A 17,900-nucleotide genomic window follows, 5' to 3' on the forward strand; every position below is an offset into this window, starting at 1 on the left:
GAAAGTGTTTCAGGTTCATGCCAGCATCCAGACTCGACGATATTCGCTACCAAACGCGCATCATCGCGCATGTGGAACGGCGCGATGCCCCCAAACGGATTGCGTCGGCCGCGCTGATTGTCGCGATCTGCTGGTATGCAGGCGCTGAACGCGCCGCCATTGCCCTATTGGTCATGATTGCGCTTTACGAACTTGTCTCGTTTGCGCTGGGGCACTTCATGCCCCGCGATGGCGATGAATTGCCCTTGGGCTTTGTCTTTTGCTTCTGGCTTGTGAATTGCACTTCGGCCCTGGCCTACCTGATACCGTCCTTTGTTCTTGCGATGCAGCCATCGACCGCATTGATGCTGGTTGGGTTCATCTGGTTGTTTGGCGTTTATGTTCATGTTTCCAACACCTTCGCCGCCTTCCCGTTCTATAACTGGAGCGTGATGGGCCCATCATTCGTCGCCGCATTTTGCCTGCTTTACGTTGTCGCGCAGACCGATTTCCAGCACTCGCCGGTTGACCATTGGATCGTCGCGATCGGGGCGCTGACGGTCTATGTTTTCAACACGATCGAGACGTTGAACAAACAAAAAGACACGCAAAAGGCGCTTGCACTTGCGCGGCGCGAGGCGACAGGCCGGTTGCGCAGGCTGGAACATCTGACGCGCCATGACAATCTGACGGGCGCGCTCAACCGGCGTGCCTTTGACGCGGATCTGGCCAAGATGCTGTTGCATCGCCGTGGCGGGAACGAAATCGCGGTGTTGCTGATCGACCTGGACGGATTCAAGCCGATCAACGATACCTACAGCCACGAAGCGGGCGACGAGGTCTTGATCCAGATCGTCAAGCGCCTTCACGACGTGGCGGGCGAAACCGGCATCGTGGCAAGGCTGGGCGGCGATGAATTTGCCGTGGCCTTTGACGGGCTGCCCTCCAGCGACGCGGCGATGCGCCTTGCGACCTATGTGGGGCGCGCGATTTCGGCGCCGATGATCTGGAACCAGAAAACCTTGCGGATCGCCGCCAGCATCGGTGTGAATGTCACGGGCGCCCTGCCGGTGGGCGACCCCGATACCGTGAGCGCGCTTTGCGCTGGTGCGGATCAGGCCATGTATCGCGCCAAAGCCAGCCCGAATGCGGCACCTGTGCTATTCAAACCCGATCAGTTCACGCCACGTCTATCTCTGACAGATCGCGGCGCACTGATTATCGCGATTCAAAACCATGAAATCCGGCCCTACTATCAGCCGAAAATCCATCTTGGCACCGGACAGGTTGTTGGTTTCGAGGCGCTCGCGCGCTGGATACACCCGGATGGTGCCTTGCGCCTTCCCGCTCAATTTCTAAGCCAGATCAACGAATTGGGACTTCAGGGTGATTTCCTGATCGAAATGACCAAACAGGTCATGGCCGATATATCCACGCTGACCAAGGCGGGGTTTGATCCCGGTCAGGTGTCCATCAATGTGCCCGAAGTGACATTGGCCACGCATAGCGGCCTGAGCGATTTTGAAAGGGTGATCGCCAACCACCCCGACGCCGCCGGTCACATCACGATCGAGATCACGGAAGACGTGTTCATCGCCCGCGCCGCCGAGGCGATACAAAACTCGGTCACGCAGTTGCGCCGCGGTGGCGTGCGTGTGTCGCTTGATGATTTCGGCACCGGGTTTGCGTCGTTCCACCATCTGCGCCAACTTGAATTCGACGAATTGAAAATCGACAGCAGTTTCGTCGCCGATCTGGGCCGCGATCCGGCCGTCGATGTCATGGTGCAGGGGTTCTTGTCGATTGCGTCCGGCCTTGGCGTTGCCGTCATTGCCGAAGGGGTCGAAAACCAGGCGCAGCGACAGGATTTGCTGGGCATGGGCTGTATGGTTGCCCAAGGGTTTCTGTTCAGCGCCGCCCTTCCGTTTGAAAAGGTTGCGCCGCTTCTTGATGCACCCGTCGATGCGGGCAAGGCGCTGCAAAATTAGGCGCGCTGCATTTTTACGGCCTCTTGCCGCGCCAGCCGGATCAGATGCGCCACATAGGGCCGGCTGGTATCATCATCGCGTGTCGCCGCAAAAAGCCGCCGTGTCGTGCCGCCCTTTGTCAGCGGACGCGTTATATAATCCGTGCTGTATTTGATCTGGCGCAGCACCCAATCGGGCAACACCGCCACCCCGCGGTTTGACGCAACCAACAACAGGATCACCGCTGTCAACTCCACTTGCCGGATCGCTGCGGGTTCCACCTTGGCTGGGGTCAAGAGCTGTGAAAAAACATCAAGGCGCGCGCGATCCACCGGATAGGTGATCAGGGTTTCGCCGCGAAAATCTTCGGCCGCGATCCAGGGTTTGGCCGCCAAAGGATGGGTCGCCGCCGCGACAAACACCGGTTCGTAATCAAACAGCGGTGTGAAATCCACATGCGGCAGGTCTTCGGGGTCCGAGGACACGACCAAGTCGACCTCTTCCTTGCGCAGGGCCGGCAAGGCGTCAAACGCCAGCCCGGGGCGAATATCGACATCAACTTCGGGCCAGGCCTTGCGAAACTGTTCCAGCACCGGAAACAGCCACTCGAAACAGGCGTGGCATTCAATGGCGATATGCATCCGGCCTGACTTGCCCGCGACCAAGCCGTTAAATTCCGCCTCCAACGCTGCAACTTCGGGCAAGATCCGTTCAGCGGCCGCCAGCAGGCGCATCCCCGCCGCAGACAGTTTCAGCGGTTTGGAGCGGCGCACAAACAGCTCCACCCCCGCCTGATCCTCGATCCCCTTGATTTGGTGGGACAGGGCGGATTGCGTGATGTTCAAATGATCTGCTGCATGTGACAGCCCGCCGGTATCATGAATTGCCTTGATTGTGCGCAGGTGCCGGAATTCGATATGCATATGAGGTAGATTCATAACCTTGGTGAAAGTTATGAATTTGTCTCACACCCGTACGCGTGACACAAGCAGCTAACCGCCAAGGAGGCCCGATATGTCCACGCCCGCCGTTTCATTTGAATTCTTCCCGCCCAAAAACCTTGAAGGGTCGTTCCGCCTTTGGGATTGCGTCAACACGCTGGCCCCGCTGGACCCTGAATTTGTATCGGTCACCTACGGCGCGGGGGGCGCAACCCGCAAGCTGACCCATGACGCGGTTGGCACGATCCACAAGACATCGGGGCTGAATGTCGCCGCGCACCTGACCTGCGTCGATGCATCCCGCGCCGAAACCTTGGATATCGCCCAGGGCTATGCCGACATCGGCGTCACCCAAATCGTTGCCTTACGTGGCGATGCGCCCAAGGGCAGCAACGGATATCGCCCCCACGCTGACGGGTTCGCCGGTAGCGTCGATCTGATCGAAGCCCTTGCCGAGACCGGAAAATTCGCAATCCACGTGGGTGCCTACCCCGAAGAACATCCCGAAGCCGCCAGCCAGCAGGCCGATATCGACCACCTGAAACGCAAGTTCGACGCAGGTGCGACCAGCGCCATCACCCAGTTTTTCTTTGAAGCAGACACCTTTTTCCGCTTTCGCGATGCCTGTGCCGCCGCCGGCATCACCGCGCCGATCATCCCCGGCATTTTGCCGGTTGAAAACTGGACCGGCGCACGGAAGTTTGCGCAGGCCTGCGGCACATCCATCCCGCCGCTGATCGCCGATGCCTTTGAAAACGCCACCCGCGATGGCACGACCGACTTGCTGGCCACGGCCCTTGCAAGCGAACTTTGCGACGACCTGATCATCGGCGGCGTGGATCACCTGCACTTTTACACGCTCAACCGTCCTGAACTGACCCGCGATGTGTGCCACGCATTGGGTGTCACGCCCAAGGTGCGCTTGCAAAACGTGGCCTAGGCCGATCGCCAGCCCCAAACGCGGCGCGGGGCCACCTGATCAACCGTTTCGTGGATCCGCTCGGACGGGTCGGCACCGACGATGCGCTTGCGCCGGATGAGGAACAGCTTGCTCCAGCCGCGCCACTTGCCGATTGACGGCGCGTTCACATCGCAGGGAAAACGTTCGCGCCAGTGGTCGGGCAGCGCAAGCCCGCAGTCTTCAAGCCGTTCAAGCATCCAGACCAGCGGAATATTGGCCAGGGGGCGCGAACGCTTCAGCCCGTCCACCTGCCCGCCGACATCACCGTGATTGCCGCGAAACCAGACCTGTTCCATCTTCCCGTCCCAGCATGACGGGCAAACCCACATCACCGGGCTATAGGCGGCACGGGTTTCATCCAGCGCAACGGCGTGGAACCCGTGCGCGACGGAATTGCCCAGCGTGTGGTTGTGAAAAGCGTGATGCACCTCGGACCAGCGCCAGACAATCGGCAAACGCAGGCCCAGCGCCTTGACGGTATCCCAAACGGCGACGGCTTCGATCGGGGCGGATGGATGGCAAAACCTGTCACGAAAAACCTGCGATGTCGGGCTGCGCGCGCCTGTGCGATAGTGGCGATAGGCGGTGCGGATCGTGCGCGAGGTTGCCTCCTCGCGCTTGACCAGCCCGACCATGTCAATGACGCCCGCAAGGCTGCGCACCGCATAAGCCCCGCGCGAATAGCCCACCAGCACGATCTTGTCGCCGGGGTGATAACGCGAGGCAAGCACGCCATATGCCCGCTCGATCTGGCGATTGATGCCCCGCCCTGTCATCACATCCACCGTGCCACGCCAATCGCGCCATTGAATGCCGGCCTCGTAATAGATGGACAGGTTTGCGCTATACCCGACCTCGCGCAGCAGTTTCAAAAGCTGACCGGCGTTGGTTTCAAACCCCTTGCGCAGCGACGACATGGTGCCATCAAGGATAATCACATGCGTGGCCTTGCCACGACGCGGGTGAACACCATCCTCTGATCGTGGACGGCGCCCTAGTAGGCCCAGTAACCAGTCACGCAGCGGCACCTTTTCCCTCGCTTGCCTGTTGCAGGCTTAACCATACACGATGCGGGGTAAAGGGCATCTCAACGCCCCTGACACCGCTGTCCCACAGGGCATCCTGCACCGCGTTGGCCACCGCGGCAAGCGCGCCAACAGTGCCCGCCTCGCCGCAGCCCTTCATGCCCATCGGGTTATAAAGGCTGGGGGTGGGTAGATTCTCAAAGCTGATCATCGGCAGGTCATCGGCGCGCGGCATCGCGTAATCCATGAAACTGGCCGACAAAAGCTGCCCTGTTTCGTCATGGACAACCTGTTCCGTGATCGCCTGCCCGATCCCTTGGGCAACACCGCCGTGCACCTGCCCTGCGACCAGCATCGGGTTGATAAGATTGCCAAAATCGTCAACCACAGTATATCGCGCGACCGTCACGACACCCGTTTCGCGGTCAATTTCAACTTCGGCCACATGCGCGCCATTGGGAAACGATCGCTGCTCCAGCGTGATTGTCGCGCTTTGGTTCAGCAGATCGCCGCGCCCTGCGTCCCGCGCCATCTGCGCCACCTCAAGCATGGTTGGCGCAAGGTTCGATCCTGCGATACGGAACTGTGCATCATCAAAGGTAATGTCAGCGGTATCAACCCCTTCGACGGCGGCCAGAAACGCCGCAAAACTGGTCGTTATCTTGTCCACCACGGCCAAAGTCGCCGTGTTTTGCACGGTCACCGACCGTGACCCGCCCGTGCCACCGCCCGTTGCGATCAGGTCACTATCGCCTTGCACCACGGTGATCCGGTCGGCTGGAATGCCCGTCTGGTCAGACAGAAACCGGGCAAAGACCGTTTCATGCCCCTGCCCGTTCGACTGCGTGCCGACAAAAATCGACGCAGTGCCATCAGCGTTGAACACCACATTCGCGGTTTCGGTCGGCGCGCCAAGGATGCTTTCGATATAGTAACACAAGCCCTGCCCGCGCAGTTTGCCCGCCTTTGCAGATGCGTCACGCCGCGCGGCAAACCCCGCGCGATCGGCATTTTCGCCAACGCGGTCCAGAACGGCGGCGAAATCGCCCACGTCATAGGGTTGCCCCGTGGCCGAGGTATAGGGAAACTGGTCGGGGCGGATGAAGTTGCGCCGCCGCAACTCCCACGGATCAATGCCAAGGCTGCGCGCCGCGTGATCCATCACCCGTTCCAGCACGAAAATCGCCTCGGGGCGCCCCGCGCCGCGATAGGCATCGACCTGCGTGGTATTGGTGTAAACGCCCTTGGTGTTCATCCAGACGGTCTGCATGTCATAGACGCCGGGCAGCACCTTTGAAAACAGTTCCGACTGGATCGGCTGCGCATACTGGCTGTTGTATGCGCCCATATTGGCAATGGTTTCAACGCGGTAGGACAGTATGTGATGATCCGCGTCCAGCGCCAGCGTGGCTGTCGACACCAGATCGCGGCCCGCATTATCGCTTTGCATGCCTTCGCTGCGGTCCGACATCCATTTAACGGGACGGCCCAGCGCGCGGGCGGCATGGGCCACCAAGGTCGTTTCAGGATAGGCCATCGCCTTCATGCCAAAGCCGCCACCCACATCGGGATTCGTGACGCGAATGTCGGCAGCGTCCAAGTTGAGGTGATACACCAGATCGGATTTCACCGCCCAGACACCCTGCCCGTTGACGGCCACATGCAGGCGGTTCCCGTCCGGTTCGGCGTAGCAGCCGCGCGGTTCCATCGCATTGCAGATGATGCGGTTGTCAGCCACCTCAAGGGTGACAAAATGCGCCGCGCCAGCCTCGGCCTTTGCTACGGCGTCGCGGTCTCCCAGCCCGAAATCAAAGGCCAGATTGTCGCGCACCTCGTCGTGAATTTGCGCGCCACCCACCATGGGCGTCACCTGCACAGGCAGATCGTCGATATTAAGGCCAATCAATTCGGCCCCATCGCGCGCCTGCGCCAAAGTGTCGGCAACAATAAAGGCAACGGGTTCCCCGACAAAACGCACCACACCGCGCGCCAACAACGGGCGTTCGGGGTCCGCACCCTTGGTCCCGTCGATATTGCGCACGGTGGTGCTTTTCATGCCGACGCGCAGGCCTGCGGTTTCAAGGTCGGACAAAGTCAGGACCAGATGCACACCGTCGCTGTCGCGTGCATCCGTCACATCCAGCGCTGTGATCCGCCCATGCGCCACGACCGAACGCAGAACATAGCCGACCAACGCACCATCAGGGGTGATATCGTCGATATAGCGGCCCGCGCCGGTCAGAAAACGGTGATCCTCGACCCGGGCCACAGACTGCGATTTGCCAAACTTTTCCATGCCACCCCCGGTGTTGCGCCTGTCAGCCTAACCGGAATGGCCGCGCTGTCTAGAGGTGGTCAACCTGCACACTGATCCTGTCGCCATAGCCGTTGAACCGCGTGGTGACGCCGGACAGATAAGCGCCCATCGCCGCAAAGATGATCCAGTCGCCCTCGGCCAGATCACGCGGCAAGGGCAAGGGATCAGGCAGTTGGTCGATGCTGTCACAGGTCGGGCCGAACACGATGCGCGGGTCAGGCACGCCACTGCGCAGTGTGCCATCAGGGGCGACGACACGGAACGTCGGCACGACCATCGACGGAAATTCCGACAGCCCGCCATAGACACCGTCATTCAAATAAACACGTCCTGCGCGCAGGGATTTGACCTGCACGGCGTAAGCATGGCTGTCGGCGACCAGCCCGCGCCCCGGTTCACAGACCAGCGCCGGGCGCTGTGCAAACGCATCCATCGCGCCCGCGATGGCGTCAAAAAACGGCTGCATATCCACCGGCGCGCCATCCCGCGCCGATGGAAATCCGCCCCCAACGTTGAGCCGTGCAATCGTCACACCTGCAGCTTGCGCAATCCGCGCAGCCGCGCGCACGTAGGTGCCATACGCATTCGGGTCGCGGCATTGGGTGCCCACGTGAAATGTCAGTGCCGGTTTGAAACCGGCCGCCGCGACCTGTCGCAACAGCTCCACGGCTTCGCCTTCCTCGGCCCCGAACTTGGCACCGAAATTATAGGCCGCACCACCGACCGGTAATTTGAAACGCACCGCAATTTCGCAATCGGTGACACCCAAGGCGATCAGTTTTGCCAATTCACCAGCATCGTCCACCGACCAGGAATCCACCCTCGCAGCGATGCCAAAGGCAATTTCATCGCGCGAGCGCACGGGGTTGTTGTAATGCAGCGCCGCGTGCGGACACAGCCGCCGGATCAGCGCAATTTCGTCCGGCGAGGCGACATCGAAACCGCCAATGCCACCCGCACAAAGGCGCATGATCACCGCCTCGTCGGGATTGGCCTTGACCGCGTAAGTCACCATCCCGTCAAAGCCCGCACAAAATTCCGCAAGCCGTGCGTCCAAAGCGGCAGGCGCAAAGAAATGCACCGGCATGTCGGGCGCGTTGGCTGCGAGAAAACTCACAGGCGTGGCTTGCGGGACGGTTTGTTGCTGCATCGTGATCCCTGATATTGCTTTTCATCAGGATAGGTGCGGGTTTCGTCAAAATATCGTGGCGCTTTGCACAAAATGACTCTTGTTTTCGCCGGTTTGCCGGAGATACTGGCGATATGACCGATCTTGACCAAACCGACCGCCAAATCCTGGCCCTTTTGGGCAGCAACGCACGGATGCCCGTCGCCAAACTGGCCGCCCATCTGAACCTTGCGCGCACGACCGTTCAAGCCCGCCTTGACCGGCTGGAACGCAATGGCACCATCGCCGGATACACCCTGCGGCTGTCCGATGACGCGCAGGCGGGGATGATCCGCGCGACCGTGCTGATCAAGATCAAGCCGTCAGCGCAGACAGCCGTGCTGACCCACCTGCGCCATCTGCCTGCAGTCGAAAAGGTGCACACCACGTCAGGGCGGTTCGATCTGGCCTGCCAGTTGCGCACAACATCGACGCTGGAACTGGATGAAACGCTGGACAGGATCGGCGCGATTGCGGGTGTTGAAAGCTCGGAATCGCTGATCCATCTGTCCACGCGGATTGATCGCGCCGTCTGACCCTTTCCCTTGCGCGCTGCATTGGGTATTCCCCCATTCAAACCAGATGGGACTAAACTGATGCCAATGGAAAAGACATTCGATTCCGCGATTGCCGAAGGGCGCATTTATGCCGCGTGGGAAGACGCAAACGCCTTTGCCGCGGGGGCCAATGCCAGCCGCGACGACACCTTTTGCATCATGCTGCCACCTCCCAATGTGACCGGTTCCTTGCATGTCGGGCACGCCTTCAACCACACGCTGATGGATATCCTGACCCGCTGGAAACGCATGCAGGGCTTTGACACCCTGTGGCAGCCCGGATTGGATCACGCAGGGATCGCCACGCAGTTGATGGTGGAAAAGGAACTGGCCGACACCCAGCAACCCAAGCGGGTTGAACTGGGCCGCGAGGAATTCCTGAAAAAGGTCTGGGAATGGAAAGCCGCCAAGGGTGGCACCATCGAGCAGCAGGCCCGCCGGTTGGGCGACAGCATGGACTGGTCACGATCCGCCTTTACGATGTCGGGTGCCGAAACCGCGCCCGACACGGAAAAGGACGGAAACTTCCACGACGCCGTGATCCGCGTCTTTGTCGATATGTATGACAAGGGGCTGATCTATCGTGGCAAACGTCTGGTCAACTGGGACCCGCACTTTGAAACGGCGATTTCCGATCTTGAGGTCGAAAACATCGAAGTCGACGGCCACATGTGGCACTTCAAATACCCGCTGGCTGGTGGGGAAACCTATGAATACGTTGAAAAAGACGAAGACGGGAATGTCACCCTGCGCGAAACGCGCGACTATATTTCCATCGCCACGACCCGCCCTGAAACCATGCTGGGCGACGGCGCGGTTGCCGTGCATCCATCTGATGAACGCTATGCGCCGATCGTTGGTAAACTGTGCGAAATTCCGGTTGGCCCCGCTGAACACCGCCGTCTGATCCCGATCATCACCGACGAATACCCTGACAAGGATTTCGGATCGGGTGCCGTGAAAATCACCGGCGCGCATGATTTCAACGACTATCAGGTGGCCAAGCGCGGCGGCATCCCGATGTATAACCTGATGGACACCAAAGGCGCGATGCGCGCCGACGGTAAGCCTTACGCTGACGAGGCCGCCATGGCCCAAGCCATCGCCAATGGCACGGCTGAATTCACCGAAGCCACGGTTGCCGCAATGAACCTTGTCCCCGAAGACTACCGCGGGCTGGATCGTTTCGAGGCGCGCAAACGCGTGGTCGCCGACATCACCGCCGAAGGGCTGGCCGTGTCGACCCTCGTGAAGACCATCGACGAGGAAACCAATTCCGAACATCTGGAAAAGGTGCCGTTTGTCGAATCCAAGAAAATCATGCAGCCGTTTGGCGACCGTTCCAAAGTGGTCATCGAACCGATGCTGACAGACCAGTGGTTCGTGGACACCGACAAGATCGTCGGCCCCGCGCTCGAATCCGTGCGTCAGGGCGATGTGAAAATCATTCCGGAATCCGGCGAGAAGGTGTTCTTTCACTGGCTGGAAAATATCGAACCGTGGTGCATCTCGCGCCAGTTGTGGTGGGGGCATCAGATTCCGGTTTGGTATGGACCTGAAGTCGTTGACGGTCAAATCAACCAAAACGCCAACTCTTCGCCGAAGGCCTTTTGTGCCGCCAGCGGCGGCGAGGCGCGAAAGCTCGCAGAAGCATACTATGGTGAACTTGCGGATGTTAGCTATGCGAGCAACGCCGCCGAGTTGACACAGAAATTCTATGAACTGGGCAAATTGGAAGGCTCAGAGAAACCGCATGTAATGTTGGGTCGCGACCCCGATGTCCTCGACACATGGTTCTCCTCTGGCCTCTGGCCGTTCGGCACGCTGGGCTGCGCCGAGGACACGCCCGAATTGCACAAATACTTCCCCGGCGATGTGTTGATCACCGGGCAGGATATCCTGTTTTTCTGGGTCGCGCGGATGATGATGATGTCCCAAGCGGTGCTGCACGAAAACCCGTTCCACACGGTTTACCTTCACCAGCTTGTGCGCGATGCCAAAGGCGAGAAGATGTCCAAAACCCGTGGCAACGTCATTGATCCTCTTGATATGATTGACCTTTACGGCGCCGATGCCCTGCGCATGTCGAACGCCGCGATGGCCGCCCTTGGTGGTGTGCTGAAAATTTCCGAGGACCGGATCAAGGGCTATCGCAACTTTGGCACGAAACTGTGGAACGCCTGCCGCTTTGCGGAAATGAACGACGCCGTGGGCAGTGACGGGGCCATCCCGACACCCACAGCGCCCGTGAACAAATGGATCATTGGCGAAACAGGTCGCGTGCGCGAAGAGGTAGACGCCGCCCTCACCGCCTATCGGTTCAACGATGCCGCCAACGCGCTTTATGCTTTTGTCTGGGGCAAGGTTTGCGACTGGTATGTGGAACTCTCCAAGCCGTTGTTGATGGACGGGGACGCGGACGCCAAGGCCGAAACGCAGGCGACAATGGCATGGGTTCTCGACCAATGCCTGATCCTGCTGCACCCGATTATGCCGTTTATTACCGAGGAACTCTGGGGCACCCTTGGCACCCGCGACAAATTGCTGGTTCACGCCGATTGGCCCACTTACACGGCGGCTGATTTGGTTGACCCCGAGGCCGACGCCGAACTGGGCTGGACCATCGCCATGATCGAAGGTGTGCGGTCTGCCCGCGCGCAGATGAACGTGCCTGCGGGGCTGAAAATTCCGGTGTTGCGCCTGAACACGGACGCCCCTGCACAGGTGGCGTGGGACAACAACCAAGTGATGATCAAACGCCTTGCACGGATTGATAGCATGACGGCTGTCGATGAAGCTCCCAAAGGCTCGCTCACCGTCGCCACACCGGGCGCGACATTCGCGCTGCCGCTGGCCGATATCGTTGACGTGGACGCGGAAAAAGAACGTATCGCCAAAAGCCTGGGCAAGGTTGAAAAGGAAGCGGGCGGATTACGTGGCCGGTTGAACAACCCGAAATTCGTTGAATCCGCACCCGATGAAATCGTCGCCGAGGCCAAGGCAAATCTGGCCCTGCGCGAAGAAGAAATCGCGCAACTGTCCGCCGCGCTGGACCGGCTAAACGAAATCTAGAACCGATGCGCGCTTAGGGAACCAACCGTTCCACGGCGCGCATCATCCCCAACCCCTTGTCATAGACCAGCGTCAGAATGCGCCGCCCGCCCGCGCGGGTTGCCAGTGTCGGCAGGGCGCGCACCGTCACAGCCGCGCCGGTTGCGGCCAGAAAGCCGCGCCGTGTCAGTTTCGCCATCGGGAAATCCCCCTTTTTGCGATCCATTCGCATCTAGCCACGCATTAACCTCTTTGCAAAGGGGACAAGGGGCGGTTATCTCCCCCTATGACTGATGATCCGCGCCTGACCCCGCTTGCCGCCGCCCTGCCCGCCAGCGTTCCTTTCGTTGGCCCCGAAGCACAGGAACGCGCGCGCGGTGCACCGTTTGCGGCCCGTCTGGGCGCAAATCGAGTCCGTCTTTGGCCCCTCGCCCAAGGCGATTGCGGCGATGGAAGCCGCGGCCAGCGAGATCTGGAAATACGCCGACCCCGAAAGCCATGATTTGCGTGCCGCGCTGGCGGCACACCACGGGATCGCCCCCGAACACATCATGATAGGCGAAGGAATCGACACCTTGCTGGGGCTATTGGTGCGGCTGATGGTCGGCCCCGGCGATGCGGTCGTGACCAGTGCAGGCGCCTATCCGACGTTCAATTACCATGTGGCCGGCTTTGGCGGGGTGTTGCATCAGGTCGCCTATACCGGCAATTTCGAAGACCCCGACCACCTGACCACCAAGGCCCGCGAAGTCCGCGCTAAGCTGATCTATCTGGCCAATCCCGACAATCCCATGGGCAGCGTCCACAGTGCCAAAACGATCCGCCGGATGCTGAAATCCGTGCCCGACCACGCGCTTTTGGTGCTGGACGAAGCCTATGTCGAACTGGCTCCCGACGGCACGACCCCCGACATCGACCCGACCGATACCCGCGTGATCCGCATGCGCACCTTTTCCAAGGGCTATGGCATGGCGGGCGCGCGGGTTGGCTATGCGATTGGACCGGCGCCACTGATCAATGCCTTCAACAAGGTGCGCAACCATTTCGGGATGAACCGGATTTCACAGACGGGCGCGCTGGCGGCACTGGCCGATCAGGACTGGCTGGCACAGGTGCGCGGCAAGGTCGCCACAGCCCGTGGCCGGATCGCGGCCATCGCTGCCGAAAACGGCCTGACGGCCCTCCCCTCGGCGACGAATTTTGTCGCCATTGATTGCGGTGCCGATGGTAATTTTGCGCGTGCGGTTCTGAATGGCCTGATTGCGCGTGGCATTTTTGTGCGCATGCCGTTTGTTGCACCACAAGACCGCTGCATCCGCATCAGTTGCGGAACCGACGCCGATATGGACGCGCTGGCTAGCGCGCTGCCCCAGGCACTGGCCGCGGCGCGCAAGGCCTAGGCTGCCTTAGCCGCAGCACTGTTTGGCCGTGCAAGCAGCGGGCGCGATCGCCACGCGTGACCCATCCGCGATCAACTGGGTCGCCGCCGCGACTGCGCCCTTTCCATGTGGAATATCCAGCGCAACAAGGCCCGCATCCAGACACGCCAGCACGCCCAGAACCATATGTGCATTCACGTGCCCCATGTGGCCGATGCGGAAATAGGCATCCGCCGGTTCACGCCCCAAACCGATGCCAAGTGTCACGCCTGCCACCTGTTCAAGCCATGCGCGCAAGCGGTCACCATCGGGCGACCCGATCCCGATCGACGTGACGGCATGCGAACGTTGCACCGGGTTTGCAACATTCAGTTTCAGCGGACCGCCCTGCCCCCAGACTTCACAAGCTGCCCAGATTGCACGGGCCAGCGTTTCATGGCGATGCCAGACGTTTTCCAGCCCTTCCTCCTTGATCATATCAAGGGCGGCGCGCAGCCCGAACAGGTGGTGCGTTGGTGCGGTGCCATCAAAATGTTGCCAGTATCCGTCCGGGTTGGCGCGCGGCGTCCAGTCCCAATAGCGGCTGACACGGGGCATTTGCGCACGCACCGCGGCGGCCTTGGAGTTGAACCAGACAAACCCAAGCCCGGGTGGCGTCATCAGCCCCTTCTGGCTGGCGGCGATCGTCACATCCACGCCCCATGCGTCCATCTCGAAACGGTCACACCCCAGTGACGCGATACAATCGGCCATCAGCAGCGCGCCGTGGCCCGACAAATCCATGACGTCACGCAAGCCCTTGATATCATTCTTGATACCGGTGGATGTATCAACAAACACAGCCAGGACAGCCTTGATCCGCCCGTCTTTGTCCTGCGCCAAACGTTTTTCAACTGCGCCCAGATCAATCGCCTGCTCGTCGCCAAAGTCGAGCGTTTCAACAGTCACGCCCAATCCATCCGCCATTTCGCCCCAGCCGTGGCCAAACCGCCCTGTCGCCAGCACCAGCACCGTGTCGCCGGGCGCGACAACATTGCTTAGTGCCGCCTCCCACGCGCCATGGCCATTGACGATATAGATTGCGACCTGGTGATCGGTGCGGGCAACGGCACGCAGATCGGGCAGGATGCTTGCGGTCATGTCGATCAACTCGCCCGTATAGATATTGGGGGCGGCGCGGTGCATCGCGTTCAACACGCGGTCTGGCATGACAGATGGGCCGGGAATGGCCAGATAGGGACGACCGTTGGACAGCATGGAAACCTCGTGTGCGGGATCAACCGCGTGACATTACGCGCCTTTGGTGCGGGGTCAATCACTTGCCTTGCTTGCCCTTTGACCCCATTTGCGACTAGACCCGACTAAGCGCCACAGGAGCCCGCCCAAGAATGCTGCAAAGCCTGCTACACAAGATCAACAGGTGGGAACGCAACCTGCACCATTCGTTCGGCACGGATATCACCGACCCGCGCGAACGGCGCAAATCGCGCCTGCACTACCAGCTGTTTGATCACGGGTTTCTGCGTGCCTTCTGGACCAACTTTGATCAGGTTGCCGACGGGGTCTACCGGTCCAATCAACCCGATCATCGGCGTCTTGAAAAGGCGCGCGATCTGGGCGTCAAAACAGTGCTGAACCTGCGCGGCGCGACCAGATACGCGCATTATCTGTTCGAACGCGAAAGTTGCGCGGCATTGGGGCTGACCTTGGTCGACATCCACTTTGACGCACGCAAGGCCCCGCCGCGCGACAACCTGCTTGAATTGCTCGACATATTTGATCGCATCGAACTCCCCGTCCTGATGCACTGCAAATCCGGTGCGGATCGGGCGGGGCTGGCCAGCGCGCTTTACCTGCTTGACCAGACCGGCGCGGATGTGGATAGCGTGCGTGACCAGCTGTCGTTCAGATACCTGCACCTGCGCAAATCGAAAACCGGTGTGTTGGATCAGGTTCTGGATGACTTTGCTGCCAGCAATGCCACCAGCCCGATCAGCATACGCGACTGGATCGCAACGCAGTATGACCCCGCAGTAACCAGTGCCAACTTTGCCGCGAACCGGGGCAAGTCATGACTGAAACCGCTGAAAAGAAAACCAATCTGTTCGGCTGGCTGTGGCGCAATTACCTGCGCCACCATTGGCCCTGGCTGATGGTGGCAACATTCCTGATGGCATTGGAAGGGTCGATGCTGGGCCTGCTGGCCGCCATCATGCAACCGATGTTTGACCAGATATTCATTGCAGGCAGCACCGAGGCATTGTGGTGGGTCGGCATCGGGATCCTGGTCATCTTCACGACCCGCGCGCTTAGTTCCGTTGGCCAGCGGGTGATCCTGAAACGGGTGTCTGAAAAATCAGCTGCGGAAATGCGCTCGGCGTTGTTGCGCCACTTGATGGGGCTGGACGGATCGTTTCACCAGACAAATCCGCCCGGCTATCTGATCGAACGGGTGCAGGGCGATGTGGGCGCGCTGGGGGCTGTCTGGACAGGGCTGATCACCGGCTTGGGGCGCGATGTGGTGGCGGTAATCTGGTTGTTTGGCGTGGCGCTGTTCGTTGACTGGCGCTGGACGATGGTTGCGCTGATCGGCATTCCGCTGTTGGTGCTTCCATCCCTGTTGGCCCAAGGCTATGTGCGCCGCAAGGCCGCCGCCGCGCGCGAAATTGCTGGTCGCATGTCGACCCGTCTGGACGAGGTGTTTCACGGCATCAATCCTATCAAGCTGAATGCCCTCGAAGAGTATCAAGCGCGTCGTTATGATGCCCTGATTGATGCCCGCGTCGAGGCCGAGGTCAAAGCCGCCCTGGGGCAGGCCACGATCCCCGGCCTGATCGACATCATGACAGGTGTCGGTTTTCTTGGCGTCTTGCTTTATGGCGGCGCCGAGATCATCGCCGGTGACAAGAGCGTGGGCGAATTCATGGCGTTTTTCACGGCAATGGCGCTGGCCTTTGAACCCTTGCGCCGTCTTGGCAATATCAGTGGCCTGTGGCAGGCCGCAGCGGCGGCAATTGAACGGGTGCTGGCGCTTTTTCAGATGCAATCAACGCTGGAAATCGCCGCAAAACCCGTTGCCCCGCCAACCACCGCGCCCAGGATCACGCTGCAAGATGTCGGTCTTGCCTATGACGAACTGCCCGTCTTGCGTGGAACGACATTTACGGCCGATGCGGGGAAAACCACCGCGCTTGTCGGGGCATCGGGCGCGGGGAAAAGTACCGTTTTCAACGTATTGACCCGGTTGATTGAACCACAGTCCGGCCACGTGGACATTGCGGGAATTGATATCACACATATGCCTTTGGACGGCCTGCGCGGTCTGTTTTCAGTGGTCACGCAAGACGCCGCATTGTTTGACGAAACCCTGCGCGACAACATCCTGTTGGGGCGCAACGATGTGGACGAAACACATCTGAACGGCGTGCTTGAAGCGGCCCATGTGGCCGATTTCCTGCCCAACCTGCCCGCCGGTCTCAACAGCCCTGCAGGGCCGCGCGGATCAAACCTGTCCGGCGGCCAGCGCCAGCGCGTGGCCATTGCCCGCGCCCTGCTGCGCGACACACCGATCCTGCTGCTGGACGAGGCCACAAGCGCACTTGATACGAAATCCGAAGCCATCGTGCAGGCCGCCCTTGAAAAGCTGTCCAAGGGGCGCACGACACTTGTGATTGCACACCGGTTGTCAACGATCCGCAACGCCGACAAGATCGTCGTGATGGATCAGGGCCGCGTCGTTGACGAAGGCACGCATGACGACCTGCTGGCGCGCGGCGGACTTTACGCCGACCTTTACAACATGCAATTTCGGGATCGCGATGACTGACCGCACTGTTCTTGCCCTCACGGGCGCCGACCGCACGGATTTCCTGCAAGGGCTGGTGACAAATGACATCACACGCGACGGGCTGGTTTACTGCGCGCTGTTGACACCGCAGGGCAAGTATATCGCCGATTTCTTTACGTGGGCAGAGGATGATCGCATCCTGATCGACGTGGCCAGCAGCCACGCCCCAACCCTTGCCCAGCGACTGAACATGTATCGGCTGCGCGCCGATGTGCAGATTGCCGAATCGGGATTGATCGCGTCGCGTGGGACGGCTGAACCACCCAAAGGCGTGCTTGAAGATCCACGCCATCCCGCCCTTGGCTGGCGCAGCTATGGCGATACGAGTGTCGGCGATGACACCGATTGGGATGCCCTGCGCGTGGCGCATTGCGTGCCCGAAACGGGGGTCGAACTGACACCTGACACCTACATCCTTGAAGCCGGGTTTGAACGCCTGCATGGCATTGATTTCCGCAAAGGCTGCTATGTCGGCCAAGAAATTGCCGCGCGGATGAAGCACAAGACCCAGTTGCGCAAAGGTCTGCGCACCGTTGCTATCAATGGCGCGGCCCCTGTTGGGACCGACATCATGGCGGGCGAAAAACCGGCAGGCACCCTGTTTACGCAAAGCGGTGGACAGGCGATTGCCTATCTGCGGTTTGATCGCGCGGTCGGTGACATGACGGCTGGCACGGCAACCATCACCCTGCCCTGATGTAAAAGGCC

General features: G+C 60.3%; 13 protein-coding genes and 1 pseudogene. 8 read left to right on the plus strand and 6 right to left on the minus strand.

Annotated elements, in window-relative coordinates; genetic code table 11:
* The first annotated feature begins 17 nt into the window (after positions 1-17).
* Positions 18-1,967 carry a putative bifunctional diguanylate cyclase/phosphodiesterase gene (locus SJY21_RS05905; protein ID WP_377507553.1) on the plus strand — a complete coding sequence of 650 codons (1,950 nt, stop codon included), beginning with the start codon at positions 18-20 and terminating at the stop codon, positions 1,965-1,967.
* Here the strand turns inward: SJY21_RS05905 and SJY21_RS05910 are convergent.
* Positions 1,964-2,869 (minus strand): LysR family transcriptional regulator, encoded by a 906-nt coding sequence (locus tag SJY21_RS05910; protein WP_377507556.1) that lies wholly within the window; start codon positions 2,867-2,869, stop codon positions 1,964-1,966. The genes SJY21_RS05905 and SJY21_RS05910 overlap by 4 nt on opposite strands.
* 91 nt (positions 2,870-2,960) lie before the next feature.
* On the opposite strand from SJY21_RS05910, the gene metF reads away from it, so the two are divergent.
* Positions 2,961-3,827, plus strand: a complete 867-nt coding sequence (gene metF / locus SJY21_RS05915; RefSeq protein WP_377507559.1) for a methylenetetrahydrofolate reductase [NAD(P)H] — start codon at positions 2,961-2,963, stop codon at positions 3,825-3,827.
* On the opposite strand, the gene SJY21_RS05920 is transcribed toward metF, so the two are convergent.
* From SJY21_RS05920 to SJY21_RS05930, 3 genes are read right to left on the minus strand one after another with little or no spacing between them, the layout of a single operon-like run.
* Positions 3,824-4,876: a DUF2235 domain-containing protein gene (locus SJY21_RS05920; RefSeq protein WP_377507562.1), complete on the minus strand. Its 1,053-nt coding sequence runs from the start codon at positions 4,874-4,876 to the stop codon at positions 3,824-3,826. The two genes, metF and SJY21_RS05920, sit on opposite strands and share 4 nt — an antisense overlap.
* A complete protein-coding gene (locus tag SJY21_RS05925; protein ID WP_377507565.1) occupies positions 4,863-7,169 on the minus strand; it encodes a xanthine dehydrogenase family protein molybdopterin-binding subunit in 2,307 nt (768 codons plus the stop codon). Before SJY21_RS05925 ends, SJY21_RS05920 begins: the two co-directional genes overlap by 14 nt.
* Positions 7,170-7,218: 49 nt before the next feature.
* The gene (locus tag SJY21_RS05930) at positions 7,219-8,340 is read right to left on the minus strand and encodes a type III PLP-dependent enzyme (protein WP_377507568.1); all 1,122 of its coding nucleotides are present in this window, start codon (positions 8,338-8,340) and stop codon (positions 7,219-7,221) included.
* 113 nt (positions 8,341-8,453) lie between these two features.
* Between SJY21_RS05930 and SJY21_RS05935 the strand changes: the two genes are divergently transcribed.
* Both SJY21_RS05935 and SJY21_RS05940 read left to right on the plus strand, forming a co-directional pair.
* Positions 8,454-8,894 (plus strand): Lrp/AsnC family transcriptional regulator, encoded by a 441-nt coding sequence (locus SJY21_RS05935; RefSeq protein WP_377507571.1) that lies wholly within the window; start codon positions 8,454-8,456, stop codon positions 8,892-8,894.
* A 60-nt stretch (positions 8,895-8,954) separates the two neighbouring features.
* On the plus strand, positions 8,955-11,987 hold the full coding sequence (locus tag SJY21_RS05940) for a valine--tRNA ligase (RefSeq protein WP_377507574.1): 3,033 nt from the start codon (positions 8,955-8,957) through the stop codon (positions 11,985-11,987).
* 13 nt (positions 11,988-12,000) lie between these two features.
* Here the strand turns inward: SJY21_RS05940 and SJY21_RS05945 are convergent, their stop codons facing one another.
* Positions 12,001-12,192, minus strand: a complete 192-nt coding sequence (locus tag SJY21_RS05945) for a Tat pathway signal protein (protein ID WP_377507578.1) — start codon at positions 12,190-12,192, stop codon at positions 12,001-12,003.
* Positions 12,193-12,252: 60 nt separating this feature from the next.
* On the opposite strand from SJY21_RS05945, the pseudogene SJY21_RS05950 reads away from it, so the two are divergent.
* Positions 12,253-13,366 (plus strand): annotated as a pseudogene (locus tag SJY21_RS05950) (pyridoxal phosphate-dependent aminotransferase).
* A gap of 6 nt (positions 13,367-13,372) precedes the next feature.
* Here the strand turns inward: SJY21_RS05950 and SJY21_RS05955 are convergent.
* Positions 13,373-14,602 carry a pyridoxal-phosphate-dependent aminotransferase family protein gene (locus tag SJY21_RS05955; protein WP_377507581.1) on the minus strand — a complete coding sequence of 410 codons (1,230 nt, stop codon included), beginning with the start codon at positions 14,600-14,602 and terminating at the stop codon, positions 13,373-13,375.
* 131 nt (positions 14,603-14,733) lie between these two features.
* On the opposite strand from SJY21_RS05955, the gene SJY21_RS05960 reads away from it, so the two are divergent.
* The 3 genes from SJY21_RS05960 to SJY21_RS05970 are packed head-to-tail and all read left to right on the plus strand — an operon-like array spanning position 14,734 to position 17,889.
* The gene (locus tag SJY21_RS05960) at positions 14,734-15,420 is read left to right on the plus strand and encodes a tyrosine-protein phosphatase (protein ID WP_377507584.1); all 687 of its coding nucleotides are present in this window, start codon (positions 14,734-14,736) and stop codon (positions 15,418-15,420) included.
* Positions 15,417-17,171, plus strand: coding sequence for an ABC transporter ATP-binding protein (locus SJY21_RS05965; RefSeq protein ID WP_377507587.1), 1,755 nt, complete (start codon positions 15,417-15,419; stop codon positions 17,169-17,171). Before SJY21_RS05960 ends, SJY21_RS05965 begins: the two co-directional genes overlap by 4 nt.
* Complete coding sequence (locus SJY21_RS05970; protein ID WP_377507590.1) at positions 17,164-17,889, plus strand: YgfZ/GcvT domain-containing protein; 726 nt, start codon at positions 17,164-17,166, stop codon at positions 17,887-17,889. The genes SJY21_RS05965 and SJY21_RS05970 overlap by 8 nt, the downstream gene beginning before the upstream one ends.
* The last annotated feature ends 11 nt before the right edge of the window (positions 17,890-17,900 follow it).

Origin of the sequence: Octadecabacter sp. R77987 (assembly GCF_042466115.1) — a bacterium.
Taxonomy (GTDB): domain Bacteria; phylum Pseudomonadota; class Alphaproteobacteria; order Rhodobacterales; family Rhodobacteraceae; genus SW4.

Coding starts and splice junctions, on each gene's coding strand:
- SJY21_RS05905 (WP_377507553.1), top strand. CDS start 18: ATGCCAGCATCCAGACTCGACGATATTCGCTACCAAACGCGCATCATC.
- SJY21_RS05910 (WP_377507556.1), bottom strand. CDS start 2,869: ATGCATATCGAATTCCGGCACCTGCGCACAATCAAGGCAATTCATGAT.
- metF (WP_377507559.1), top strand. CDS start 2,961: ATGTCCACGCCCGCCGTTTCATTTGAATTCTTCCCGCCCAAAAACCTT.
- SJY21_RS05925 (WP_377507565.1), bottom strand. CDS start 7,169: ATGGAAAAGTTTGGCAAATCGCAGTCTGTGGCCCGGGTCGAGGATCAC.
- SJY21_RS05930 (WP_377507568.1), bottom strand. CDS start 8,340: ATGCAGCAACAAACCGTCCCGCAAGCCACGCCTGTGAGTTTTCTCGCA.
- SJY21_RS05935 (WP_377507571.1), top strand. CDS start 8,454: ATGACCGATCTTGACCAAACCGACCGCCAAATCCTGGCCCTTTTGGGC.
- SJY21_RS05940 (WP_377507574.1), top strand. CDS start 8,955: ATGCCAATGGAAAAGACATTCGATTCCGCGATTGCCGAAGGGCGCATT.
- SJY21_RS05945 (WP_377507578.1), bottom strand. CDS start 12,192: ATGGATCGCAAAAAGGGGGATTTCCCGATGGCGAAACTGACACGGCGC.
- SJY21_RS05955 (WP_377507581.1), bottom strand. CDS start 14,602: ATGCTGTCCAACGGTCGTCCCTATCTGGCCATTCCCGGCCCATCTGTC.
- SJY21_RS05960 (WP_377507584.1), top strand. CDS start 14,734: ATGCTGCAAAGCCTGCTACACAAGATCAACAGGTGGGAACGCAACCTG.
- SJY21_RS05965 (WP_377507587.1), top strand. CDS start 15,417: ATGACTGAAACCGCTGAAAAGAAAACCAATCTGTTCGGCTGGCTGTGG.
- SJY21_RS05970 (WP_377507590.1), top strand. CDS start 17,164: ATGACTGACCGCACTGTTCTTGCCCTCACGGGCGCCGACCGCACGGAT.